Below are 23565 nucleotides of genomic sequence, written 5' to 3'. Positions count from 1 at the left end.
CATCCGCGCTACCGTATGGAACGAGAACGTCCATGAGACGACGGAGCCGCACATCATGCCGTTCTACCCGCACGGCATCCACGGCGAGGTCGCGTCGGCGCTGAGCGAGCAGCTGGGAGCGGAGGTGGAGGTGCGCACCGCGACGCTCGCGGAGCCCGAGCGCGGGCTCACCGAGGAGGCGCTGGCCGCCACGGATGTTCTGTTCTGGTGGGGACATCTCGCGCACGACGAGGTCGACGATGCCGTCGTCGAACGCGTGCAGCGCCACGTCCTCGGCGGGATGGGCCTGGTCGTCCTCCACTCCGGCCACTTCTCCAAAATCTTCACCCGGCTGATGGGCACCACCTGCTCGCTGTCGTGGCGCGATGACGGCGACCGCGAGGCGGTCTGGACCACGGCGCCGGGGCATCCCATCACGGCGGGCGTGCCCTCTCCGCTCGTCCTCGACGCGCACGAGACCTACGGCGAGCACTTCGACGTGCCGGAGCCGGAGGAGACGGTGTTCGTCAGTGCGTTCAGCGGTGGCGAGGCCTTCCGCTCCGGACTGGTGTACCGCCGCGGCCGCGGCCGCGTCTTCTACTTCAGCCCGGGCGATCAGAAGTACCCGGTCTACCGGCATCCGGCGGTCCGCCGCGTGCTCGGCAACGCCGCCCGCTGGGCCGCCGGCGACGGCGAGCACCGCACACCGGCGGTCTCGCATCCGCGTCGCGGTGAGCTGATCGAGGCGCAGGCGGGGACGACGACCAGGTCATGACACCGCGCATCGTCGTCGCACCGGACTCGTTCAAGGGTTCGGCGGAGGCCTCTGCCGTGGCCGAGGCGATCGCCGACGGATGGCGTTCGGTCCGGCCGGGGGACGAACTCCGCCGCCTCCCCATGGCCGACGGCGGCGAGGGGACCGTGGATGCGTTCCTCGCCGCCGTTCCCGGGGCCGAGGAGCGCACGACCACCGTGGACGGCCCGGACGGCCGGCCGGTCTCCGCGCGGTGGGCGATCCTGCGCGGCGGGGAATCCGGACCGACGGCCGTGGTCGAGATCGCGCAGACCAGCGGCCTCGGGCTGCTCGACCCGCTCCAGCCGCTGACGGCGCACACGCGCGGCCTGGGCCGACTCCTGGCTGCGGCGCTCGACGCGGGCGCCGTCCGCATCCTGGTCGGACTCGGCGGAAGCGCCACCAGCGACGGCGGTGCCGGCGCCCTCCAGGCGCTCGGTGCGTCCCTCCTCGGCCCCGACGGGCGCCCGGCGCGATCGGGCAATGCGGGACTGGCGGACCTCGCGCGCGTCGAGCTCGACGGCCTGCCGCCCCTGCCGGCTCACGGAGTGACGCTGCTGACGGATGTCCGCAGCCCCCTCCTCGGCGACCGCGGTGCGGCTCGCATGTTCGGTCCGCAGAAGGGCGCGACGCCCGCCGACGTCGAGAGGATCGAGGCCGGCCTCGCCGAGTTCGTCCAGCTGCTGGCGGAGGTGCGGCCCGATGCGGCCGCGCTGAGCGAGCGCCCGGGAGCGGGAGCCGCCGGCGGAACCGGCTTCGGGCTCTCGCTGTGGGGTGCCGATATCCGCCCGGGCGCCGACGAGGTCGGATCCCGACTGGACCTGCCTCGCGCGATCCGCGAGGCCGATCTGGTGATCACGGGCGAGGGCCGCTACGACACGCAGACGCGCGAGGGCAAGGTCGCCGCCCACGTCGCGGCGCTCGCCCGTGCGGAGGGAACACCCGTCGCGCTGGTGGCGGGCATGATCGCCCTCGAGCCGGACGGGTTCGTCGACCACGTCGAACTGAGCGCACTCGCCGGCTCGGCCGACGCCTCCCGCGCGGACGCCGTCGGCTGGGCGCGCCGTGCGGGCGAACTCCTCGCGTCGCGCTGGGGATGAGGCCGGCTCCCGGTCACGGGACGCGGTAAAGCCACTCCTCCGTGTCGAACTTCTCGGCGACCAGCTTCTCCGCCTCGGCATACTCGGCGTCGGTGAGGTCGCCGTCCGTCGCGCCGTAGAGGTTCTTGAAGGTCAGCTTCATCTGCTCAATGATCTCGGCCCGGGTGAGGCCGGTCTGGCTCCGCAGCGGGTCGACGCGCTTGGCCGCGCTGGTGATCCCCTTGTCGCTGATCTTCTCGCGACCGATGCGCAGCACCTCGGTCATCTTCTGGCCGTCCATGTCGTAGCTCATGGTGACGTGGTGGAGCACCGCTCCGGAGCCCAGCCGCTTCTGGGCGGCGCCGCCGATCTTGCCGGACGGGCTGGTGATGTCGTTGAGCGGCTGGTAGACCGCGTCGATGCCGAGCGACTTCAGCGCGATGATCGCCCACTCGTCCAGGAAGGCGTAGCTGTCGGCGAAGCTCATGCCCTGCACGAGGTCGGCCGGCGCGTAGATGGAGTAGGTGACGACCGATCCGGCCTCCATGAACATGGCGCCGCCGCCGGAGATGCGGCGGACGACCTGGATGCCGTACTTCGCGGCGTTCTCGGGGTCGACCTCGTTCTTGACCGACTGGAAGCTCCCGATCACGACGGCCGGCTCGTCCCACTCCCAGATGCGGAGTGTCGGCCCGCGACGGCCCTCCCCCACCTCGGTGGCGAGCACTTCGTCCAGCGCCAGGTGCATCTGAGGCGACACCGCCTTGGCGTGCACGATCTGCCAGTCGTAGTCGCGCCAGCTGGTCGCCTTGGCGAGCGCCCGGCGCACGGTCACGGCCACCGCCTCCGGCGAGAAGCCGAGCAGGCTCGCCCCCTCCGGGAGGGCATCCTTCACCGCAGCGGCGATCGTCTTCGCATCGGCCTCGGCGGGCAGACCGTTCACGGCCGCGTTGATCGCCTCCAGCGCGGTGTCCGGCTCCAGGAAGAAGTCGCCGGCGAGCTGGAAGTCCGCGATCCGGCCGTCGACCACCTCCAGGTCGACGACGACGAGCTTGCCACCCGGGACCTTGTACTCACCATGCATGTCCTCAGCCTACGACCGGGGCGGCGTCGCGCCTCCCGTCTTCTCCCACTAGGCGCGGCTGGGGAAGCGCTGCAGCAGCCACTCCGTGAGGTCGGCGAAGACCTCCGCCTTGTTCGTCTCGTTGAAGACCTCGTGCCGCGCGCCCTCGTAGACGATCGTCGTCACGTCGGACAGCCCGGAGCGGCCGCGGAAGGCGCGTTCGAGCTTGCGGGCGCTCGCGGGCCCGCCCAGCGGGTCGTCCGATCCCACCTGGATGAGCACCGGCAGATCATGGGCGAGGTGGCGCGCCGGACGGCCGAGGAGTCGCGCGGCGTCGAGCGTCCCGAACAGCTTCTGCAGCGGGGTCAGCGTCGTCAGCGGGTCGTCGACGAACGCCCGCGCCACCTCGGGGTCACGGCTCAGCCATTCCGCCCCGGTCGTGCCGAGGTGCGCGTGCCGCTTGTTGAGGTCGCCGCTGTTCATCGACCCGGGCATCCGGTACGCCGTTCCCGACAGCACCATCGCGTCGTACTCGTCGCTGTGGCGGTTGAGCAGCAGCTGCCCGATGAGCGACCCCCAGCTGTGGCCGACGTACGCCAGCGGCAGCTCCGGGTTCTCGGAGCGGATGAGGTCGCTGAAAGCGTGGACGTCGCAGATCGCCGCTCGCAGGCCTCCGGGGCCGAGACGGCCGAGACGGCTGGCGTCCGCGTGCCACTGGTCCATGCCCGTCCGGCCGTGGCCGAGATGATCGTCCGCGTAGACGAGGAACCCGGCAGCGGCCAGGTGCTCGGCGAGCGCCCGGTAGCGTCCGGCGTGCTCGCCCACCCCGTGGGCGAGCTGCACGACAGCCGCCGGTCTTGAGCCCGCGGGATCCGGGGCGTACACATCGAAGTGGATGCGGACGCCGTCCACGTCCTCGAAGGTCCTGTCCTGCTGGGTCTGCACGGGGTCATTCTGGCGTACGCCGCCAGCGAAGGGGGTTTGTTTAGCCTTGCTAATTTGTTAGGCTAACTATGTATGAACGGCCGGATCTCGACTCACGACCTGAGCAGCGTCCTCCGCATCGCGGTGGCTCGTCTCTCGCGGCGCCTGCGCGCCGAGAAGGAGGACCACGAGCTCAGCGACGCGCAGACCGCGATCCTCGGCTACCTGGTGCGTGAGGGCTCCGGCACCATCGGTCGTCTGAGCGAGTTCGAGCGGGTCAAGCCGCCGTCGATGAACCGAACGGTCAACCGCCTCGAGGAGGCCGGCTACGTCGAGCGCACCGCCGACGCGGCGGACGGCCGGAAGGTCGTCGTGGTCCCGACCCGCCGGGGCGCCGAGCTCGTGGCCGAGACCCGCCGCCGCCGCGACGCCTGGTTGCATCAGCGCCTTCGCACCCTGACCGCGGAACAGCGCGCCACACTGGCCGAGGCCGCCGAGATCATGCGGGAGCTCGCCGACTCGTGAGTTCCATGTTCCGCTCCCTCGCCGGGGTCAACTACCGTATCTGGGCGGCCGGCGCGATCGTCTCGAACGTCGGAACGTGGATGCAGCGCACCGCGCAGGACTGGATCGTCCTGACCCAGCTGACCCACAACAACGCGTCCGCCGTCGGCTTCGTCATGGCGCTGCAATTCGGTCCTCAGCTTCTGCTTCTCCCCGTCACCGGATGGGCGGCCGATCACCTCGACCGCCGCAAGCTGCTCATGGCAACGCAGGGTGCGATGGGCCTCCTGGGCCTCGGCCTCGGCATCCTCACAGTCACGGGTGCCGTCGAGCTCTGGCACGTCTACCTCTTCGCCCTGCTGCTGGGCGTGGTCGCCGCCTTCGACGCCCCCGCTCGCCAGACCTTCGTCTCGGAGCTCGTCGCGGGACCGAACCTGTCCAACGCCGTCGCCCTCAACTCCGCCTCCTTCAACGCGGCCCGGCTCATCGGCCCGGCCGTCGCGGGGCTGCTCACGGCGGTCGTCGGTGCGGGCTGGGTCTTCCTGATCAACGCCGCCACCTTCGGCGCCGTCCTGCTGTCGCTGGCGCTGCTGCGCCGTGAGCAGCTGTACCGCGCAGAGCGCGCAAAGCGGTCTCGCAGCGGTCTCGTCGACGGTTTCCGGTACGTGCGGCGACGGCCCGACATCATGGTCATCCTGGTCATGGTGTTCCTCATCGGCACCTTCGGACTCAACTTCCCGATCTTCATCTCCACCATGTCGGTCAGCGTGTTCCATCAGGGCGCGGGCGAGTACGGCATCCTCTCATCGATCATGGCCGTCGGATCCGTCGTCGGCGCGCTCCTCTCCGCCCGCCGCGACCGGCCACGCGTCTCGCTGCTGTTCGCCGGTGCCGCCTTCTTCGGTTTCGGCTGCGCGGTGGCCGCCGTCATGCCGACGTACTGGCTGTTCGCGATCGCGCTGATCGCGATCGGCGTCTCGTCGCAGACGCTGATGACGACCGCCAACGGGACGGTCCAGATGACCACCGATCCCGTCCTCCGCGGACGCGTGATGGCCATCTACATGGCGATCTTCATGGGCGGCACCCCGATCGGCGCGCCGATTGTCGGCTGGGTCGCCGACACCTTCGGTCCTCGGTGGGCGATGGGCGTCGGCGCCGCGAGCGGATTCGCCGCGGCGCTGGTCGGCGTGTTCTACCTGGTGAAGTACCGCGGTCTCCGCCTCCGGTTCGAAGGGATGCGCCCCAGCTTCGTGCTCGCCCCGCGCGAGATCGTGCGGGAGGAGCTGGAGGAGACCGAGGCGACGGCGACCCGCACGTCCTGACGGTGCGGTACGGTGCGGGGATGTTCCCGGTCACCGACCCCTTCGCGCACGGCCACGTCGAGAATCCCGACGGCGACAGCATCTACTGGGAGGCCAGCGGCAACCCGGAGGGCGTGCCCGTCCTGTGGCTGCACGGCGGTCCCGGCTCGGGGCTGGGCGCCGGCAACTACCGCAAGCGCTACGACCCGGAGAAGTTCCTCCTGGTCGGGATCGACCAGCGCGGTTGCGGTCGGAGCACGCCGCTCGTCGTGGACGCGCTCGACCGCCTTCCGGCCAACACCACCGACGGACTGATCGCCGACATCGAACTCGTCCGCGAGCACCTGCGCATCGATCGCTGGGTCGTCACCGGTGGTTCGTGGGGGTCGACCCTCGCCCTCGCCTACGCGCTTTCGCATCCCGACCGGGTCCGCGGCATCGTGCTCGGCGCGGTCACGACGACCGGCCGGGACGAGGTGGACTGGATCACCGAGACCATGGGCCGCGTCTTCCCGGAGGCCTGGGAGCGACTGGAGCAGGCGTCGCACCGCCGCCCCGGCGAGCGCGTGGTCGAGGCATACGCCCGGGTGCTCGCGACGGGCGCCCCCGACGAGCGTGCGGCCGCGGCGGACGCCTGGGACGCGTGGGAGTCGACACATGTGTCGCTCGACCCGAACTTCGTCCCCGGCCCCCTGCACGAGGACCCGGTGCAACGCCAGGTGTTCGCCACGCTGGTCACCCACTACTGGGCCCACGACGCCTTCCTGCCCGGTGACCGCGCCATCCTGGACCGGGTGGACGAGCTGGCGCACATCCCCGCGGCCCTGATCCACGGCCGTCACGACGTGAGCGGCCCGGTGATCACGCCGTGGCTGCTGCACCGGCAGTGGCCGGCCAGCCGGCTGATCGTCGTCGAAGGCGAGGGACATGGCGGCCCGGAGTCGTCGGAGCGGATGGCCGAGGCGATCAGCTCCTTCGCGACGCTGGGACAATAGGGCGGTGACCCTCGACATCACGGCGCTGGCCCAGCGCGCGCTCGCGCTCGTCCCCGACGGCGGCCGCGCCGTCCTCGGCATCGCCGGAAGCCCCGGCTCCGGGAAGACCACCCTCGCTCGCGTCGTCGCCGCCCGCGTCGACGAACTGGCCGGCCCTGGCACGGCCGTGCACCTGCCGATGGACGGCTTCCACCTCGCGAACGCGACCCTCGACGCGCTCGGCCGCCACGACCGCAAGGGCGCGATCGACACGTTCGACGGCTGGGGCTTCGCCGCGCTGCTCGCGCGGGTGCTCGCCGAGCGGTCGAACGTCGTCTACGCGCCCGCATTCGAGCGCACGGTGGACGAGCCGGTCGCCGGTTCCATCGCGATCGCCCCGGAGACCCGGCTCGTGGTCGCGGAGGGCAACTACCTGCTGGTGGACCAGGACCCCTGGTCGCGCATCCCCTCGCTGCTGGCCGAGAGCTGGTTCGTCGCGACCCCGGACGACGAGCGCATGCGCCGCCTCGTCGACCGGCACACCCGCCACGGCCGCAGTGTGGAAGCGGCGACGGCGTGGGCCCGCGACGTCGACGGCGCCAACGCCGTGCTGATCGAGGCGTCCCGCCCACGCGCGACCCTCGTGGTGGACGGCACCGCCGGACTCTCAGCCTGAGTTCCGTAGGGTGGAGGAATGACCTCCCCCGCCCGCGTGACGGTGTACGGCGCCGACTGGTGCCGCGACTGCATCCGCTCCAAGTCCCTCCTCGACCGCCTCGGCGCCGACTACGAGTACATCGACCTCGTCGCGCGCCCGGAGGAGGCCGACCGCGCCCGCGAGATCAGCGGCCGCACGAACATCCCGGTCATCGTCCTCCCGGACGGGCGCCACCTGGTCGAGCCGACCGACCCCGAGCTGGAGGCTGCTCTCCGCGGCTGAGCGTCTTCTCAGTGACGCGTCATCCAGTTGGACATCCGCCGTCCGCAGGAGTTGTGTGGCGGATATGGAGTACACACACCTCGGCCGGTCCGGCCTGAAGGTCTCCCGTCTCGTCCTCGGCACCATGAACTTCGGGCCGCAGACGAGCGAGGAGGACTCGCACCGGATCATGGACTCCGCGCACGACGCGGGAATCAACTACTTCGACACCGCCAACGCCTACGGGCAGCACCTCGGCAAGGGCGCGACCGAGACGATCATCGGCAACTGGTTCAGCCAGGGCGGCGGCCGGCGCGAACGCACCGTCCTCGCCACCAAGCTGTACGGCGACATGGGCGACTGGCCCAACGAGGGCCGGCTGTCGGCGCTCAACATCCGGCGCGCGCTGGATGCGAGCCTGAAGCGGCTGCAGACCGATTACGTCGACATCTACCAGTTCCACCACATCGACCGGGACACCCCCTGGGACGAGATCTGGCAGGGCATCGAGACCGCCATCGCCCAGGGCAAGATCCTGTACGCCGGTTCCAGCAACTTCGCCGGCTGGCACATCGCGACCGCCCAGGCGGAGGCCCGGAAGCGCAACCTGCTCGGGCTCGTGAGCGAGCAGTCCATCTACAACCTCCTCACCCGTCAGGTGGAACTCGAGGTGCTGCCCGCCGCGCAGGCCAACGGCGTCGGCGTGATCGCCTGGTCGCCGCTGCAGGGCGGCCTGCTCGGCGGCGTCGTCCGCAAGCAGAACGAGGGCAAGCGCCGGCTGGAGGGACGCGCGGCCGAAACGCTCGAGAAGCACCGCGACGCGATCGAGGCGTATGAGGCGTTCGCCGACGAGCTCGGCCACGAGCCGGGCGACCTCGCGCTCGCCTGGCTGCTCACGCGGCCCGGTGTGACCGGACCCATCATCGGCCCGCGCACGCAGGAACAGCTCGACGGCGCCCTGCGCGCGCTCGACATCCACCTCGACGACGCGGCGCTCGCCCGCCTCGACGAGATCTTCCCGGGGCACCGCACGGCGCCCGAGGACTACGCCTGGTGAACCCCGGGCGAAGCCGGAACGAAAGGACAGCAGTGAAGACACGCACCATCGGAGACGTCCAGGTCTCGGCCATCGGCCTCGGCGGGATGCCCATGTCGATCGAGGGACGCCCGGACCGCGAGCGCTCGATCAAGACCATCCACGCCGCACTCGACGAGGGCATCACCTTCATCGACACGGCGGACGCCTACCACCTGCACGCCGACGAGGTCGGCCATAACGAAGAGCTCATCGCGGAGGCGCTGCGTGCTTGGGGCGGCGACGCCTCCTCGGTGCTCGTCGCCACGAAGGGCGGACACCTCCGCCCGGGCGACGGCTCGTGGACCGTGAACGGCAGCCCCGAGTACATCAAGAGCGCCGCGAAGGAATCGCTGCGCCGGCTCGGCGGCGACGCGATCGGGCTGTACCAGTTCCACCGTCCGGACCCGGACGTGCCGTACGCCGACTCTGTCGGTGCCGTCCGCGACCTCCTCGACGAGGGCGTCATCCGCATGGCGGGCATCTCGAACGCGAACCCGCAGCAGATCCGCGAGGCGAACGACGTCCTCGGCGGACGCCTGGTCTCGGTGCAGAACCAGTTCTCGCCGGCATTCCGCTCCAGCGAGCCGGAGCTGCGCCTCGCCGACGAACTCGGTATCGCCTTCCTGCCGTGGAGCCCCCTCGGCGGCATCACGTCCGCCGCCGACCTCGGCAGCCGGTTCGAGCCGTTCAACCGAGTGGCCGAGGCGCGCGGCATCAGCCCGCAGGTCGTCGCGCTCGCCTGGCACCTCGCGCAGAGCCCGCACGTCATCCCCATCCCCGGCTCGTCCCGCCCGGAGACCATCCGCGACTCGGTGACCGCGGTGGATGTGGAGCTCACGCCCGAGGAGCTGGCCCAGCTGAACGCGGCCTGACCCGCGGCCCGGTGCGTCAGGCCGCCGACGCCTCGGCGGCCTCCGCACCGGGCGCCCGGTCGAACCGGAAGGTGCGGCGGAACCGGTCCACCAGTTCCGCGGGCCCGGCCAGCACGTCCAGCCGCGGCGAACCCTCGCCGAGCAGGGCCGCCAGCTGGTCGGGCTGGAGCTGGAACTCCAGCACGTCGTCCGGCGACGGCACGGCGAGCCGGCGCTGCGGATGCGGCAGCGCCTCCGGGCCGACGTCGAGGACATCCAGCGAGCCGCCGTCCACGATCGCACTGATGGACGCCTCGCCGACGTGCAGCAGGTACTCCGTCGCCGGCAGCCGCTCCGCATCCGCGCCGCGGAAGGCGGCGCGCAGGGTCACGGCGAGCGCGTCGGCCGTGAACACATCGCCCGCGACCGGCTGCTCGGCGGGCAGCGCCCATCCCCACCGCTCCAGCGCCAGCACCACCGGCTCCAGCTCGCGACCCAGCGGCGTCAGTTCGTATCCGCCGCGCACCGCCGGCACGCGACGCACGAGGCCCGCCTCCTGCAACTCCTTCAACCGGTCGCTGAGGATGTTGGTCGGGATGCGCGGCAGGCCGGCCTTGAGGTCGCTGTAGCGCCGCGCGCCGGCGAGCAGGTCGCGGATGATGAGCAGAGCCCACCGCTCCCCGACCCGCTCGAGCGCGCGTGCCGTTCCGCCGGACTGGCCGAAGCCCCGCGGGGACCGTGCAGCCATCCGGTCAGGCCTGGGCTGCGCCCTGCTCGGCCAGATACGCCTCCGGGCCCTTCTCGACGGCCGCCGGAGCCATGTAGAGGTAGGACAGGTTGTTGCCGTCCGGGTCCTCGAGGTCGCGCGAGTACATGAAGCCGTAGTCCTGCGCCGGACGCGGCTCGCGGCCACCCGCCTCCAGGCCCTTGGCAATGATCGCGTCGACCTCCTCGCGGGAATCCTGGCTCAGGGCGACGGATGCGCCCGCCTGGGTGCGCGGGTCGATGATCTCCTTGTCGGTGAACGTCGCGTAGAACTCGCGCGTCTGCACCATGAAGTAGATGTCGTCGCTGAGCACGACGCAGGCCGCGTTCTCGTCGGTGAACATGGGGTTGATCGTGTACCCGAGCGCTTCGTAGAAGGCCTTCGCGCGGTCGAGGTCGTTCGTCGTGAAGTTGACGAAGATGTTGAGTGACATGGTGTGCTCCAAAGGGTGTCGAGCGATCCGAATACGCTTAGCTTGCTCTTTGCAAGTTCACTTGTCAATAGCAAGTAAAGCTCGTGATCGGAGCGTGTCGATCGCTTCACGCATCTCACGCGCCAGGTGGATGCGGCCCTCCTTCTCCGCCTTCTCCAGCGTCTCGGCCTGCGTTGCATCCGCGCCCGAGAACCACGAGGCGATCGTCACGCCGTGCCCCGGACGCGACACCACGCGGATCGCATCCCCGACGCCGACGCTGCCGGACTTCACCACCGAGAAGTACGCGCCCGGCCGCCCCTCCTGGGCGAACCGCTTCACCCAGTGCGGCTCCCGCATCCTGCGCTGGAACGTCGCGCACGGCTCGCGCGGGCAGGTGACCTCCAGCACCAGCTCGTCGCCGATCGCCCAGCGTTCGCCGATCTCGGCGCCGTTCACATCGATGCCGGCGGTGCGCAGGTTCTCGCCGAACAACCCGGCCGGGATCTCACGTCCCAGCTCCTCCGCCCAGAATGCGGCATCCTCCTCGGCGTAGGCGTAGACCGCCTTGGAGGTGCCACCGTGGTGCTTCCGGTTCGCCTGCACGTCGCCGTGGAGACCGAGAGGACGCACGCGCAGCCGCTTCCCCACCGGCCGCTTGTCGATCGCCGTCACGCCGACCACCCCAGAATCGTGGAGCAGCTGCTCCACGACGCACACCGCGCGAACCTCCGCCATCGACTCCGATCCCATCGGGCCAGTATCGCAGGCGCCGGTCAGCGGACCCCGCGCATCATCCGCAGCACCCACGGGCTGATCAACGCCAGCAGGATTCCGATCACCACCGCGACACCGCCGATCAGCGAGAAGTACAGCGCCTCCGTGTCGGGGTTGTACAGCTTCGCGAGCTGGCCCGCCATCGCCGTCCCCAGCGCCACCGACAGGAAGTACAGAGCCACCATCTGCGCCTGGAACTTGCGCGGCGCGAGCTTGGTCGTCACCGACAGTCCGGGAGGCGAGATCAGCAGCTCCGCGATCGTGAAGACGAACAGGATGCCGACCATCGCCAGCAGCGGCGTGCTGTTCGCGCCGCCGCCCGACCAGAACAGGAAGAGGAAGAACGCGAGCCCCATGAGCACCGTGCCCGCCGCGAACTTGATCGGCGCCGACGGCTGCTTCGCGCCCCACTTCGTCCAGATCGCCGCGAAGACTCCCGAGAGCACGATGATGAAGATCGGGTTGATGGACTGCACCCACGACACCGGGAACTCCCACCCGAACAGGTTCCGGTCGAGCCGCTTGTCGGAGTAGATCGTCACCACCGTGAACTGCTGCTGGTACAGCGACCAGAAGGCGGCGTTCGTGATGAACAGCGGGATGAACGCGACCAGCTGGCTGCGCTCGTCGCTGTTCACCAGCTTCGAGCTCATGATCACGGCGAAGTACGCGATGGCGGCGACGATGGTCACGCCGATGACCCACAGCGCGAGGTTGGACGCGTTCACGACGCCCGTGAAGACCAGCACCACGATGATGACGAGGGCGGCCGCGCCGATGCCGATCATCAGCGGGTAGCGCGAGCGAGGAAGCGGGTTCGGGACCACGCGGGACGCATCCGGAAGCCGCTTGCGACCGATCGAGTACTGGATGAGGCCGATCGCCATCCCGACCGCGGCCAGCCCGAAGCCCCAATGGAAGCCGAGCGTGGTCTGCAGCAGTCCAGTCAGCAGCGGCCCGAAGAACGCCCCGAGGTTGATGCCGAGGTAGAACAGCGAGAAGCCGGCGTCGCGTCGCGGGTCCTTCTCCTCGTAGAGCGTCCCGACGATGCGGGTGGCGTTCGCCTTGAGCCCGCCACTTCCGAGCGCGACGAGGAGCAGGCCGACCAGCACGCCACCGACGCCCGGGATGAGCGCCAGCGAGATGTGGCCCGCCATGATGACGACCGCGCTCCAGAACAGCACGCGTTCGGAGCCGAACAGCCGGTCGGCGAGCCACGCGCCCAGGATGGTCGAGAGGTAGACCGCGCCGCCGTACGCGCCGACGATTCCCGTGGCGGTCGCCTCGTCGATGCCGAGGCCGCCCTGCTCGGCGGAGTAGTAGAGGTAGATGAGCAGGATGCCCTGCATCCCGTAGAAGGAGAACCGCTCCCACATCTCCACACCGAAGATGTTCGCCAGCGCGCGCGGCTGTCCGAAGAACCCGTGGCTCGCGTCGTCTTCGCGCCGCGCCGGCGCGGTATCCGTGTCGCTCATGGCGCCCATGGTGCCACCCTCACGCCGCACGCGATACGCCTGAAGCGGTGGACGCTCGCGCGTCCAGACGCGGAGTCGCCCTCGTGAGGCGCACGATTTGGCCGCAATTCCGGAATGCACGCAACGAATCCCCATAAGCTCTGCGCATGGACAACCTCGATCGCAGCATCCTCGACCTCCTGCGCCAGAACGCGCGTGCCGGGTACGGCGACATCGGCTCCGTCGTCGGGCTGTCGGCGTCGGCCGTGAAGCGCCGCGTCGACCGGCTGGTCGCCGACGGGGTGATCCGCGGGTTCACCATCCAGGTCGACCCGGCGATCGATGGCATGAGCACCGAGGCCTACGTCGAGCTGTTCTGCCGGGGGACCGTGTCGCCGGAGGAGCTGCTGCGCATCCTGTCCGCCGTGCCGGAGGTCGTGGACGCCGGGACCGTGACGGGCAGCGCGGATGCGATCGTGCACATCCGCTCGCGCGACATCCCGAGCCTGGAGGCGGCGCTCGAGAAGGTGCGGCTCGCGCCCAATGTCGACCACACCCGCAGCGCGATCGTGCTCTCGCGCCTGATCAATCGCGGAAGCTGAGCTGGACGCCGCCTGCGAGAACGTTCAGCGCGGGCGGTGCGCCGGGCGCCCGCATCCGAGCGCGGACACGGGCAACAGTGGCACGATGGGCGCATGAAGCTGCTCGTTGTCGAAGACGATCCGGACATGGGCGGTCTCGTCCAGCGCGGCCTCGCGGCCGAGGGCTATGACGTGACCCTGGTCACGAACGGCGTCGACGCGATGATCGCGCTGCGCTCCGACGCCTTCTCGGCCGCCGCGATCGACGTGATGTTGCCCGGGATGAGCGGGTTCGAGCTGTGCCGCCACATCCGCGAGGCGTCGAATCCCATGCCCATCCTGCTGCTGACCGCGCGCGACGCCATCGAGGACCGCGTCCACGGACTCGACTCCGGCGCCGACGACTACCTGACGAAGCCGTTCGCGTTCGCCGAGCTGGCCGCTCGGGTTCGCGCGCTGCTGCGTCGGGAGCCGACGGGGATGCGGCCGCAGGTCACCGTCGGCCGCCTCACCATCGACTCGCACGAGCACCAGGCCCTCGTCGCGGGCCACGAGATGCCGCTGAGCCGCCGCGAGTTCACGCTGCTGCGGCTGTTCGCCACCAACCCGGACAAGACGCTCTCGCGCTCCGACATCCTCGAGTCGGTCTGGGGAACGAGCGAGAACATCGGCACCAACGTCATCGACCAGTACGTCTCGTACCTGCGCAAGAAGCTGGACGCAGCGGGTGCCGGCCTCTCGATCATCACCGAGCGAGGCCGCGGCTATCGCCTGGATGCACGCAACGCCGTGGACGCGAAGCGCCCGACCGCCGACTCCCCCGCGCACGACGCAGCCTCGACCCCGTGAACCGGCTGCGGCGCCTGTCGATCACGGCGCGGATCACGATCGGCAGTCTGCTCGTCGCCGCCCTCTTCGCCCTCGTCGCGGTCGTCATCATCCGCATCGGCGTCTCGTCGATCCTCCACAACGCGACCGTCACACTGCTCTCGAACGACGTCGCGGCGCCCGCCGAGGCCCTTCCGAGCAGGCCCGGTGGCCCGTTCGACCTCCCGGGCGGCGGACAGGAGCTCGCCATCGTCTCCGAGGACGGCACGATCCTCGCCTCCACGCTGCCCGAGTCGCTGGAGGAGCGGATCGACGATCTGACGACCCAGGGCGATCAGACGCGCGAGGTGCAGGCCGGCGACGAGCATTACCTCGTGCTCACACGCAGCGTGAACACGTCGACCGGCGTGATGCATGTCGTGGCGGCGCGGAATGAGGAGACGACCGCTCTGGTCGTCGACCGCCTGACCGCGGCCCTGCTTGCCGGCGCCGGCGTCCTGATCTTCGCGTTCGGCGCAGCGTCGTGGCTGCTGACCCGCACCGCGCTCCGCCCGGTGAGCCGGATGCGCGAGCAGGCCGACCGCATCGCCGCCTCCACTCCAGACGAGGCCGGACTGTTGCCGGTCGGTCCGGCCCAGGACGAGTTGTCGGAGCTCGCGACCACGCTCAACGACCTGATCCTCCGGCTGCGTGCGTCGGCGGACCGTGAGCGGCAGATGGTGTCGGACGCGAGCCACGAGTTGCGGACGCCCCTGGCGGTGCTGCGCGGCCAGCTGGAGTTGGCGGAGCTGGACGCAGGCGACCCGGATGCGCTGCTCCATGACATCCGGTCGTCGCATTCGACGGCGATCCGGCTGGGCCAGCTGGCGAACAACCTGCTGGAACTGTCGCGCATCGAGGCCGGCCCGTCGAGCGGCCGCATCGACTGGCGCACGCTCGTCGACGAGCTGACGGACGCGATCGACCGGGCCCGCCTGCTGGTGAGCAGCGACGACGAGTCCGCGGGCATCTCGGTGGACTTCGAGTACGACCCCCGCCGCCGGCCGGAGCCCGGATCGCGGGTGGCGCTCTCCCCGACGGACTTCGGTCGCATCCTGGACAACCTGCTCGGCAACGCGATCACGGCGATCCGGGCGGCCGGAGGGGAGCGGCCGGAGGCGACCGTGACGGCGACGCTGGCGCTCGCGGATGAGGCGGACGGCGAGGGTGAGTCCGTCGTGCTGACGGTCCGCGACACGGGCCCGGGGATGCCGAAGGAGTTCATCCCGGTGGCGCTGGACCGCTTCACCCGCGCGGACAACGCCCGCACCGGTCAGTCCGGCGGCGGCCTGGGTCTGGCGATCGTGGGCGCCTTGGCCGACGCGGCCGGCGGCCGGGTCGTGCTGGCGAATGTGGAGCCGTCGGGGCTGACCGTGACGGTCACGCTGCCGATCCGGCGCGACTAGCGCGTCAGCCCCCGCGCCTCAGCGCCCCCTCGCCTCAGTGCCCGGTGTGGTCCGAGTCGACGCCCGCGTCCGGACCCTCGTCCAGCGTGTCGAGCGCCGCGAGGTCGTCGGCGTCGAGCTCGAAGTCGAACACCGCCAGGTTCTCGGCCATCCGCTCGGGGTTGCGCGACTTGGGGATCGCGACCAGCCCGTTCTGCACGTGCCAGCGCAGGACGACCTGCCCGGGCGTCCGCCCGTGCTTCGCGCCGATTTCTGCGAGGACCGGCGCGGCCAACAGGTCGCCGGTCCCGCCGATGGGACTCCACGACTCGGTCACGATCCCGTGCTCGCTGTCGTAGGCACGCTGCTCGCGGCGCGGAATTGCCGGGCTCAGCTGGATCTGGTTGACGGCCGGGACCACGCCCGTCTCGGAGATGATCCGGTCGAGGTGTGCAGGCTTGAAGTTGGAGACGCCGATCGCGCGCGCCTTGCCCGCCTCCCGCAGCCGGATGAACGTCTCCCAGGTGGAGATGTACTGGTCGCGCTGTGGCAGCGGCCAGTGGATGAGGAGCAGGTCGACGTACTCCAGCCCCAGCCGCTCGAGGCTCGCATCGAGCCCGGCGACCGCCCGATCCTCGCCCTGGTAGTTGCCGTCGAGCTTGGTCGTGACGAACCATTCCTCGCGCGGCACCCCACTGGCGGCGAGCCCACGCCCGACGCCCACCTCGTTGCCGTACTTGGCCGCGGTGTCGACGTGCCGGTAGCCGATCTCCGCAGCGGCGACGACCGCGTTCTCGACCTCGGCGTCGTCGAGGGGCCAGGTGCCGAGCCCGAGCTGGGGGATGCTGCCACCGCCGTTCAGCGGGAGCGAAGGGATCTGGTTGGTCATGGCTGTCACAGTACGCGGATCAGATGACGCCGTCGGAGAGCGTCGTCGGGTTGCCGAACCGGTGGTTCGTGATCGAGATCGCCTGCTCGTGCAGGAAGGCCAGCACCTCGACCCGCCCGGACGGCGTGACCGGCCCGTCGTAGATCGCGACATCGGGGCTCCCTCCCAGCGCCGCGGCGAGCGCCAGCCGGTCGCCGCCGATAAGCCGGATCCGGTGGGCGGTGATGCGCCGCGCCCGGACGCGCGAAAGCCAGTGGGCGTCGGACTCCACGGTCACCTCGACGTCCCGTTCCCGCAGCAGCGCCGCAGTCGCCTTGGGCAGCTTCACGGGGGTGCTCACGGTGAACGGCGACCGGGCGACGGTTCCCGCCGCCATGACGCGCAGCAGTTCGGGCAGCGAGCTCCCTTCGGAGAGGCGAATGGCCACCGGCACCGGCCGGTAGCGGAAGAGGTTGCGTTCGACGCCGAGTCCGGAGACGTCCTTCACCCGGTGGTACTCGTTCGCCACGGCGATCGCGTCGCTGAGCGCCGACCGACGGACGAGGTCGAAGGACGGGTAGTCCATCGACGACTGCCCGGATTCGATGAGGTCGGACACGCGCGGCTCGAGCCCGCGCAGGTGCAGGCTCGAACTGGAGTTACCCGCTTCGGGCACCCACGATCCGAGTCCGAGCAGGTAGTTCGGGCCCCCGGCCTTCGCGCCTGCACCGACCGAGGACCGCTTCCACCCGCCGAACGGCTGCCGTCGCACGATGGCGCCGGTGATGCCGCGGTTGACGTAGAGGTTGCCGGCCTCGACGGTGTCGAGCCACAGCGCGAGCTCGTCGGAGTCGAGCGAGTGCAATCCCGCGGTGAGCCCGTACTCGACGGCGTTCTGGTAGCGAACGGCTTCCTCGAGGTTCCGCGCGGTCATCACGCCGAGCACCGGCCCGAAGAATTCGGTGAGGTGGAAGTAGGAGCCGGGTTGCACTCCCGTGCGGACCCCCGGCGACCACAGGCGACCGGTGTCGTCCAGCCTCATGGGCTCGACCAGCCACTCCTCTTCGGCGCCGAGCGTCGTGAGCGCGTGCAGCAGCTTGCCGGATGCCGGCTCGATCAGCGGACCCATCTGACTGACCGGGTCCTGCGGATAGCCCACCCGCAGACTGGTGACGGCGTCGACCAGCTGGCTGCGGAACCGCTCCGAGGTCGCCACCGACCCGACGAGGATGACGAGGCTCGCCGCCGAGCACTTCTGCCCGGCATGCCCGAAGGCGCTCTTGACGATGTCGGACACCGCCAGGTCGTAGTCGGCGCTCGGGGTCACGATGATCGCGTTCTTGCCGCTGGTCTCGGCGAGCAGCGGCAACTCGGGCCGCCAGGACCGGAACAGCTTGGCCGTCTCATACGACCCGGTGAGGATGACGCGGTCGACGCGCGGATCGGAGATCAGCTGCTGTCCGAGGTCGTTCTCGGCGACATCCACGAGCGCGAGCAGTTCGCGCGGGATGCCCGCCTCCCACAGCGCCTCTACCATCACAGCCGCCGACCGCCGTGCCTGGGGTGCCGGCTTGATGATGACGCCACTCCCCGCGGCGAGCGCCGCGAGAACGGAGCCGGCCGGGATCGCGACCGGGAAGTTCCACGGCGGCGCGACCACGGTCAGCGCGGAAGGGATGAACCGAGCGCCCTGCACCTCATCCAGCTCACGCGCCCGGGTCGCGTAGTAGTGCGCGAAGTCGACGGCCTCGCTGACCTCCGGATCGGCTTCCGCGATGGTCTTCCCCGTCTCGGAGGCCATGACCTCGATCAGTCGATCGCGATTCGCCTCGAGGGCATGCCCCGCGCGGTCGAGCAGCACCGCCCGCTCCTGACCGGAGCGGCGCCCCCACCCCGCACCCGCCTCTGCCACGCTCTGCGTGATGCGGTCGAGCCGGTCGGCCTCGGTGACCACTGCGGCCGAGATCGTCTCCTCGCCGAGGGAGGAGCCGGCCGCGCGCGCGAGGATGCGCCTGCCCCACGCCCGGTTCGCCGCCCGCGACGGGTCGGTGTCGGGTGCGTTGTGGAAGCCGTCCGGCGCCCCGGGCGGCTCCGGAGGCGAGAGCTCCACGCCACCAGAACCGCGTGTGAGTCCGAGGACCACGTTCGTCAGTCCGGCGTCGACCTCGTCACCCGCCATGTCAGGCGTGGGCGCCGGCGGCCGCGTGAACGACGGCGCCGTGGCGTCCTCCCATTCCTGCGTGCGGTCCTGGCGTCTGTTGGGCAGCGGCGCAGCGCCGCGCGGGGCGGCACTCTGCTCCAGCTCCGCGACCGATGCGAGGAAGCGCTGCTTCTCGCGCTCGAACAGCTGCGGATCGGACCCCAGGTCGAACACCGCCGACATGAAGTTCTCCGGGCTGGCGTTCTCCTCCAGTCGGCGGATCAGATACGAGATGGCGACGTCGAATTCGCGCGGGTCGACCACCGGCGTGTAGAGCACCAGCCGACCGACGGTCCGCGTGACGACCTCCGCCTGCGCGGTGGCCATGCCGAGCAGCATCTCGAAGTCGATGCGGTCGGTGACGCCTCGTTGCGAGGCGAGCAGCCACGCGTACGCGATGTCGAACAGGTTGTGCCCGGCCACACCGATCTTCACGGCGTCGGTGTGCTCCGGCGTGAACGCCCAGTCGAGCACGCGCTTGTAATTGGCGTCGGTCGACTGCTTGCTGCCGTACGTCGCGAGCGGCCAGTCGTGGATCGCCGCATCGACCCGCTCCATCGCCAGATTGGCGCCCTTCACCACACGGACCTTCACCGGCGCCCCGCCCTGCATGCGCCGCTGCGTGGCCCACTCGGTCAGCGTCTGCAGCGCGTCGAGCGCGTCCGGGAGGTACGCCTGCAGCACGATGCCGGCCTCGAGGCCGAGGAACTGCGGCTTGCTCAGGAGGGTCGTGAATACGCCCATCGTGAGGTCGAGGTCGCGGTACTCCTCCATGTCGAGGTTGATGAACTTGGGGGTCGGCGACGCGGCCGCCAGCTCGTACAGCGGCGTGAGCCGGTCGACGACGCGCTCGACCGTCTCGTCGAACGCCCACATGGAGAGCTGCGACGCGATGGACGACACCTTGATGGACACGTAGTCGACGTCGTCGCGCGCGAGGAGCGTCCGCGTGCCCGCGAACCGCCGCTGCGCCTCTTTCTCGCCCAGCACGGCTTCGCCGAGGAGGTTCAGGTTGAGCCGCGGACCGTGGCCGTCTGCATCGCCCGCCGGCCGCAGCTTCTCGATCGCGGGACCCAGCTTCTCGGGCGTCGCATCCACCACCAGGTGCCCGACCATCCGCCGCAGCACCCGTCGCGCGATCGGGATGACGACCCACGGCAGCACCGGGCCGAACACCCCGCCGAGCCAGATGGCGAAGCGCATGTACCACGGCAGGAAGCGCGGGATGCGCTTGGCCACCCGCTGCAGGTTGTACCCCGCGACGAAGAGGTCCTGCGGCCGGGCGACACCGTCGACGAAGCCCACCGCGAACTCCAGCCCGTCGGGGTCGCTGAGCACGCCCGCGAGGCGTTCCGCCGCCGGGTCTTGAGGGGCGGAGGACGCGTTGCGCGCGCTCTCGGCGAGCCACTGCTGCACCAGCTGGACCGCCTCGTGAGCGATCGCCGCCGGCCGCGTCTCAGCGCCGTCTGTTGCATCGACCATGCTGACGACACTATTACCCGGCGCTGAGCGCTCAGCGGACCGACGTGAAGATGTGGATAACTCGTCCGCCAGTAGAGTCGAACCCATGAACGACCGCTCCACGCCGACCACCGCCGCGACCCACGATGTCGTGATCGTCGGCGGCGGCCACAACGGCCTGACCGCCGCCGCCTACCTCGCCCGCGCAGGCAAGACCGTCATCCTCCTGGAACGCCTCGAGGACGTCGGCGGCGCCGCGGTCAGCGCCCAGGCGTTCGCGGGCGTGGAGGCGCGGCTGTCGCGGTACTCCTATCTCGTCAGCCTGCTCCCCCAGCGCATCATCGACGAGCTCGGCCTCGACATCCGTCTCGCCCGCCGCCGCTACTCCTCCTACACGCCCCTCCCCGGGGATCCGGACGGCGCGGGGCTCCTGATCGACAACACCGACGAGGCGGCGACTGCCGCATCCTTCGCCCGCGTCGGCGCGGGCGGCGACGTCGAGGGCTTCGAATCCGTCTACCGCAGCACCGGGGAGGTCGCCCAGGCCCTGTGGCCGACGGTCACCGAACCGCTGCTCACCCGCTCGGAGGCCCGGGCGCTCGTCGGAGACGACGAGCTGTGGGACGCGCTCATCGAGCGCCCCATCGGCGACTTCATCGAGTCGCGGGTGCAGAGCGACCTCGTCCGCGGCGTGGTCGCCACCGACGCGCTCATCGGCACCTTCGCCAGCGTCTCCGACCCCGGGCTCGCGCAGAACCGCTGCTTTCTCTACCACGTCATCGGCCAGGGCACCGGCGAGTGGGACGTCCCGGTCGGCGGGATGGGCGCGGTGACCGGCGAGCTGGCCCGCGTCGCGCGCGAGTCGGGCGCCCGGATCGTCACGGACGCCGAAGTCACCCGCATCGACCCGGACGGCACCGTCGAGTACGTCCGCAACGGCCACGAGCGCCGGGTGACCGGCGAGAACGTCCTCGTCAACGTCGCCCCGGAGGTGCTGGACCGCCTGCTCGGCGAGTCGCCGGAGCCCCCGCGCGAGAAGGCCGAGGGCGCCCAGGTCAAGGTGAACCTGCTCCTGAAGCGTCTCCCCCGTCTCCGCGACGAGACCATCGACCCGCAGGCGGCGTTCGGCGGAACCTTCCACATCAACGAGACCTACGCGCAGCTCGAGGAGGCGTACTCGGGCATGACCCGGGGCGTGATGCCCGAACTCCTCCCGTGCGAGATCTACTGCCACACCCTCGCCGACCCGAGCATCCTCGACCCCGAGCTCGCCGCGTCGGGTGCCCAGACCATCACGGTCTTCGGCCTGCACACCCCGGACCGCTGGCTGACGGACGAGAACAACGACGCGACGCGGCAGCGGCTCCAGGATGCGGTGCTCGCGTCCCTGAACTCCGTGCTGGCCGAGCCGATCGAGGATCTGCTCCTGACGGATGCCGACGGCCGCCCGTGCATCGAGACGAAGACGACCCGCGATCTCGAGCAGGCACTCAACCTGCCTGGCGGCAACATCTTCCACGGCCCGCTGTCCTGGCCGTTCGCCGAGGACGACGACCCGCTCGACACCCCGGCGCAGCGCTGGGGCGTCGCGACGCAGCACCCGCGCATCCTGCTCTGCGGGTCCGGCGCGCGGCGCGGCGGGGCGGTCAGCGGCCTCGGCGGCCACAATGCCGCCATGGCCGTCCTCGAAGGCTGAAGGGACTCGCAGCGTCCCTCTGCCGATCCGCGGGCGGCGTGACTATCGTGAGGTCCACGAGGGTCGAACTCTTGGAGGTCACCATGACGCCGCAGCCGACGGGAAGACTGGTCAGGAAGGACGACGGGGTCTACGTGGTCCTCGATCGCATCGTCCACGCGCCGATCGAGGAGGTGTGGGCGTACTTCAGCCGGTCCGCATATCTGAGCCGATGGATCGGCGAGTTCACCGGCACGCCTGCGACGGGCGCCGTCAAGTTCCGCATGAACGCAGAGGGCGACGGAGCGCAGTGGGAGAACGTCGCGATCATGCTCTGCGAGGCCCCGCACCGGCTCCACGTCGACGTCGGCTCGGCCCCGGACTCGCGTCGGATGTTCGTGCATCTGAAGGAGTCGAGCGGCCACACCACGATCACCTTCGGACAGCTTCTCCACTCCGTCGCGGAAGGCGCGGACTACGGCGTCGGCTGGGACTTCTACCTCGACCGCATGATCGCGGCGCACGACGGGAAGCCGCTTCCCGTCTGGGAGGACTATTACCCGGACTTCCTCGACCACTACGAGACGCTGTGCCGGGAGCTCGACCGCGAGCTCAAGCTCGAGCACGCGGCGGCGATGCGGAACGGCACGAACGGCTGACACCCGCGGCGCCCGCGCCGCTCAATGCCAGCGGTGGTCCTGCAGGGCCATCCGCGGTCCCCGGCGCTGGAAGCGGAATCCGCTCGCGAAGATCAGCCGCACCACGCGCTGACGGTGTCCGGCATACGGCTCGAGGAGTTCGAGCATCCCGTCGTCGTCGACCCGTCGGCCGATCAGCGCCTCACCGACCTGGTGGGCCAGGTGGTAGTCGCCGACGCTGACGAGGTCGGGGTGCCCGTGGGAGCGCTGAAGCGTCTCGGCCGCCGTCCATACACCGATGCCCGGGATGGTCTGCAGCGCCGCCTGCGCTTCATCCAGCGTCGCGGCGCGCTCGACCGCGCGCTCCAGCGACGGGGCCACGGCCAGAACCGCCTGCACGGCGCGCGCCCGCCGCGGGTCGACGCCGGCCCGGTGCCAGTCCCAGGACGGGATGCCACGCCACTGCTCGAGCGTCGGCGTCACCCGCATCCCCTCGGGCGCGGGCCCCGGGGCCGGCTCGCCGTACCAGCGCAGCAGACGCGACCACGAACGGTAGGCCTCCAGGCTGGTCACGCGCTGCTCGATGATCGCCGGGAGCAGCGCCTCCAGCATCCGTCCCGTCCGCGCCAGCCGCAGCCCGGGGTTGCGGTGAAGGCTGTCGCGCAGCAACCGGTGGCCGGCGACGTCGATCCCCGACCAGTCGTCATCCCGGCCGAGCAACCGCGGCACCGCATCGATCGCCCAGCCCGCGCCCGGTCCCCAGGCAGACGCCGCCACGCCGCCGTCGGCCGACGGACGACTCAGCCGGAGTGTCGCCGCGCCCTCCGGTGTGCGCCAGGTGCGCCACATCCCGCGAAGATCCCAGACCGTGGTCGGGTCGTACGGCCCGCGGCCGAGCATCGCGAGCGTTCCCGCGAAGTCGAGCCGGAAGCCGGGGCGGTACACCGTCTCCGCATCCGGCGCGGTCGACGCGGATGCGCGCGGAGCAGGCAGGACGGCGGTCATGCAGGAAT

23 protein-coding genes are annotated in these 23565 nt (G+C 70.7%); 14 read left to right on the top strand and 9 right to left on the bottom strand.

The window, feature by feature from the left end; genetic code table 11:
• Nucleotide 1 precedes the first annotated feature (1 nt).
• Both AB0P25_RS08555 and AB0P25_RS08550 read left to right on the top strand, forming a co-directional pair.
• On the top strand, nt 2-754 hold the full coding sequence (locus AB0P25_RS08555) for a ThuA domain-containing protein (protein ID WP_363808041.1): 753 nt from the start codon (nt 2-4) through the stop codon (nt 752-754).
• Entirely contained in the window at nt 751-1872 is a 1122-nt protein-coding gene (locus tag AB0P25_RS08550) for a glycerate kinase (RefSeq protein WP_363806630.1), read from the top strand. Before AB0P25_RS08555 ends, AB0P25_RS08550 begins: the two co-directional genes overlap by 4 nt.
• 13 nt (nt 1873-1885) lie before the next feature.
• On the opposite strand, the gene AB0P25_RS08545 is transcribed toward AB0P25_RS08550, so the two are convergent.
• Together AB0P25_RS08545 and AB0P25_RS08540 are read right to left on the bottom strand one after the other, a co-directional pair.
• Nucleotides 1886-2935, bottom strand: coding sequence for a biotin/lipoate A/B protein ligase family protein (locus AB0P25_RS08545; protein ID WP_363806628.1), 1050 nt, complete (start codon nt 2933-2935; stop codon nt 1886-1888).
• A gap of 48 nt (nt 2936-2983) precedes the next feature.
• Nucleotides 2984-3859 carry an alpha/beta fold hydrolase gene (locus AB0P25_RS08540; protein ID WP_363806626.1) on the bottom strand — a complete coding sequence of 292 codons (876 nt, stop codon included), beginning with the start codon at nt 3857-3859 and terminating at the stop codon, nt 2984-2986.
• Nucleotides 3860-3931: 72 nt separating this feature from the next.
• Here AB0P25_RS08540 and AB0P25_RS08535 point away from each other — a divergent pair, with 72 nt between their 5' ends.
• The 7 genes from AB0P25_RS08535 (at nt 3932) to AB0P25_RS08505 (ending at nt 9489) form a co-directional block, all read left to right on the top strand.
• Complete coding sequence (locus tag AB0P25_RS08535; RefSeq protein WP_363806624.1) at nt 3932-4363, top strand: MarR family transcriptional regulator; 432 nt, start codon at nt 3932-3934, stop codon at nt 4361-4363.
• Nucleotides 4364-4368: 5 nt separating this feature from the next.
• Nucleotides 4369-5667 carry an MFS transporter gene (locus AB0P25_RS08530; protein WP_363806622.1) on the top strand — a complete coding sequence of 433 codons (1299 nt, stop codon included), beginning with the start codon at nt 4369-4371 and terminating at the stop codon, nt 5665-5667.
• A 20-nt stretch (nt 5668-5687) separates the two neighbouring features.
• Nucleotides 5688-6641 (top strand): prolyl aminopeptidase, encoded by a 954-nt coding sequence (gene pip / locus AB0P25_RS08525; RefSeq protein ID WP_363806620.1) that lies wholly within the window; start codon nt 5688-5690, stop codon nt 6639-6641.
• A gap of 4 nt (nt 6642-6645) precedes the next feature.
• Entirely contained in the window at nt 6646-7296 is a 651-nt protein-coding gene (locus AB0P25_RS08520; RefSeq protein ID WP_363806619.1) for a nucleoside/nucleotide kinase family protein, read from the top strand.
• Nucleotides 7297-7314: 18 nt separating this feature from the next.
• The gene (locus AB0P25_RS08515) at nt 7315-7560 is read left to right on the top strand and encodes a glutaredoxin family protein (protein ID WP_363806618.1); all 246 of its coding nucleotides are present in this window, start codon (nt 7315-7317) and stop codon (nt 7558-7560) included.
• A 64-nt stretch (nt 7561-7624) separates the two neighbouring features.
• Nucleotides 7625-8596: an aldo/keto reductase gene (locus tag AB0P25_RS08510; RefSeq protein WP_363806617.1), complete on the top strand. Its 972-nt coding sequence runs from the start codon at nt 7625-7627 to the stop codon at nt 8594-8596.
• Between the two features lie 32 nt (nt 8597-8628).
• Complete coding sequence (locus AB0P25_RS08505) at nt 8629-9489, top strand: aldo/keto reductase (protein WP_363806615.1); 861 nt, start codon at nt 8629-8631, stop codon at nt 9487-9489.
• A gap of 16 nt (nt 9490-9505) precedes the next feature.
• Here the strand turns inward: AB0P25_RS08505 and AB0P25_RS08500 are convergent, their stop codons facing one another.
• The 4 genes from AB0P25_RS08500 to AB0P25_RS08485 are packed head-to-tail and all read right to left on the bottom strand — an operon-like array spanning nt 9506 to nt 12898.
• On the bottom strand, nt 9506-10216 hold the full coding sequence (locus tag AB0P25_RS08500; RefSeq protein ID WP_363806614.1) for a helix-turn-helix domain-containing protein: 711 nt from the start codon (nt 10214-10216) through the stop codon (nt 9506-9508).
• Between the two features lie 4 nt (nt 10217-10220).
• Entirely contained in the window at nt 10221-10667 is a 447-nt protein-coding gene (locus AB0P25_RS08495; protein ID WP_363806612.1) for a VOC family protein, read from the bottom strand.
• A 57-nt stretch (nt 10668-10724) separates the two neighbouring features.
• Nucleotides 10725-11384, bottom strand: coding sequence for an MOSC domain-containing protein (locus AB0P25_RS08490; protein WP_363808039.1), 660 nt, complete (start codon nt 11382-11384; stop codon nt 10725-10727).
• A 38-nt stretch (nt 11385-11422) separates the two neighbouring features.
• Nucleotides 11423-12898 carry a peptide MFS transporter gene (locus AB0P25_RS08485; RefSeq protein ID WP_363806611.1) on the bottom strand — a complete coding sequence of 492 codons (1476 nt, stop codon included), beginning with the start codon at nt 12896-12898 and terminating at the stop codon, nt 11423-11425.
• A 146-nt stretch (nt 12899-13044) separates the two neighbouring features.
• Between AB0P25_RS08485 and AB0P25_RS08480 the strand changes: the two genes are divergently transcribed.
• The 3 genes from AB0P25_RS08480 to AB0P25_RS08470 all read left to right on the top strand — a co-directional run bounded on the left by AB0P25_RS08480 (nt 13045) and on the right by AB0P25_RS08470 (nt 15731).
• The gene (locus AB0P25_RS08480) at nt 13045-13479 is read left to right on the top strand and encodes an Lrp/AsnC family transcriptional regulator (RefSeq protein ID WP_064110605.1); all 435 of its coding nucleotides are present in this window, start codon (nt 13045-13047) and stop codon (nt 13477-13479) included.
• A gap of 93 nt (nt 13480-13572) precedes the next feature.
• On the top strand, nt 13573-14307 hold the full coding sequence (locus AB0P25_RS08475; RefSeq protein ID WP_363806609.1) for a response regulator transcription factor: 735 nt from the start codon (nt 13573-13575) through the stop codon (nt 14305-14307).
• Nucleotides 14304-15731: a HAMP domain-containing sensor histidine kinase gene (locus AB0P25_RS08470; RefSeq protein ID WP_363806608.1), complete on the top strand. Its 1428-nt coding sequence runs from the start codon at nt 14304-14306 to the stop codon at nt 15729-15731. The genes AB0P25_RS08475 and AB0P25_RS08470 overlap by 4 nt, the downstream gene beginning before the upstream one ends.
• 34 nt (nt 15732-15765) lie before the next feature.
• Here the strand turns inward: AB0P25_RS08470 and AB0P25_RS08465 are convergent, their stop codons facing one another.
• Both AB0P25_RS08465 and AB0P25_RS08460 read right to left on the bottom strand, forming a co-directional pair.
• The gene (locus tag AB0P25_RS08465; RefSeq protein WP_363806607.1) at nt 15766-16599 is read right to left on the bottom strand and encodes an aldo/keto reductase; all 834 of its coding nucleotides are present in this window, start codon (nt 16597-16599) and stop codon (nt 15766-15768) included.
• Between the two features lie 19 nt (nt 16600-16618).
• On the bottom strand, nt 16619-20260 hold the full coding sequence (locus tag AB0P25_RS08460) for a proline dehydrogenase family protein (protein ID WP_363806605.1): 3642 nt from the start codon (nt 20258-20260) through the stop codon (nt 16619-16621).
• Between the two features lie 85 nt (nt 20261-20345).
• Here AB0P25_RS08460 and AB0P25_RS08455 point away from each other — a divergent pair, with 85 nt between their 5' ends.
• Both AB0P25_RS08455 and AB0P25_RS08450 read left to right on the top strand, forming a co-directional pair.
• Nucleotides 20346-21935, top strand: a complete 1590-nt coding sequence (locus AB0P25_RS08455; RefSeq protein ID WP_363806602.1) for an NAD(P)/FAD-dependent oxidoreductase — start codon at nt 20346-20348, stop codon at nt 21933-21935.
• Between the two features lie 83 nt (nt 21936-22018).
• Complete coding sequence (locus tag AB0P25_RS08450; RefSeq protein WP_064110600.1) at nt 22019-22573, top strand: SRPBCC domain-containing protein; 555 nt, start codon at nt 22019-22021, stop codon at nt 22571-22573.
• A gap of 21 nt (nt 22574-22594) precedes the next feature.
• Here AB0P25_RS08450 and AB0P25_RS08445 read toward each other — a convergent pair whose 3' ends face one another.
• Nucleotides 22595-23557 (bottom strand): DNA-3-methyladenine glycosylase 2 family protein, encoded by a 963-nt coding sequence (locus AB0P25_RS08445; RefSeq protein WP_363806601.1) that lies wholly within the window; start codon nt 23555-23557, stop codon nt 22595-22597.
• Between the last annotated feature and the right edge of the window lie 8 nt (nt 23558-23565).

This window comes from Leifsonia sp. NPDC077715 (assembly GCF_040686855.1).
In the GTDB taxonomy this organism is placed as follows: domain Bacteria; phylum Actinomycetota; class Actinomycetes; order Actinomycetales; family Microbacteriaceae; genus Leifsonia.
Note: the sequence above shows the minus strand (reverse complement) of the source record. Positions and strands in the feature narration are given on the sequence as shown.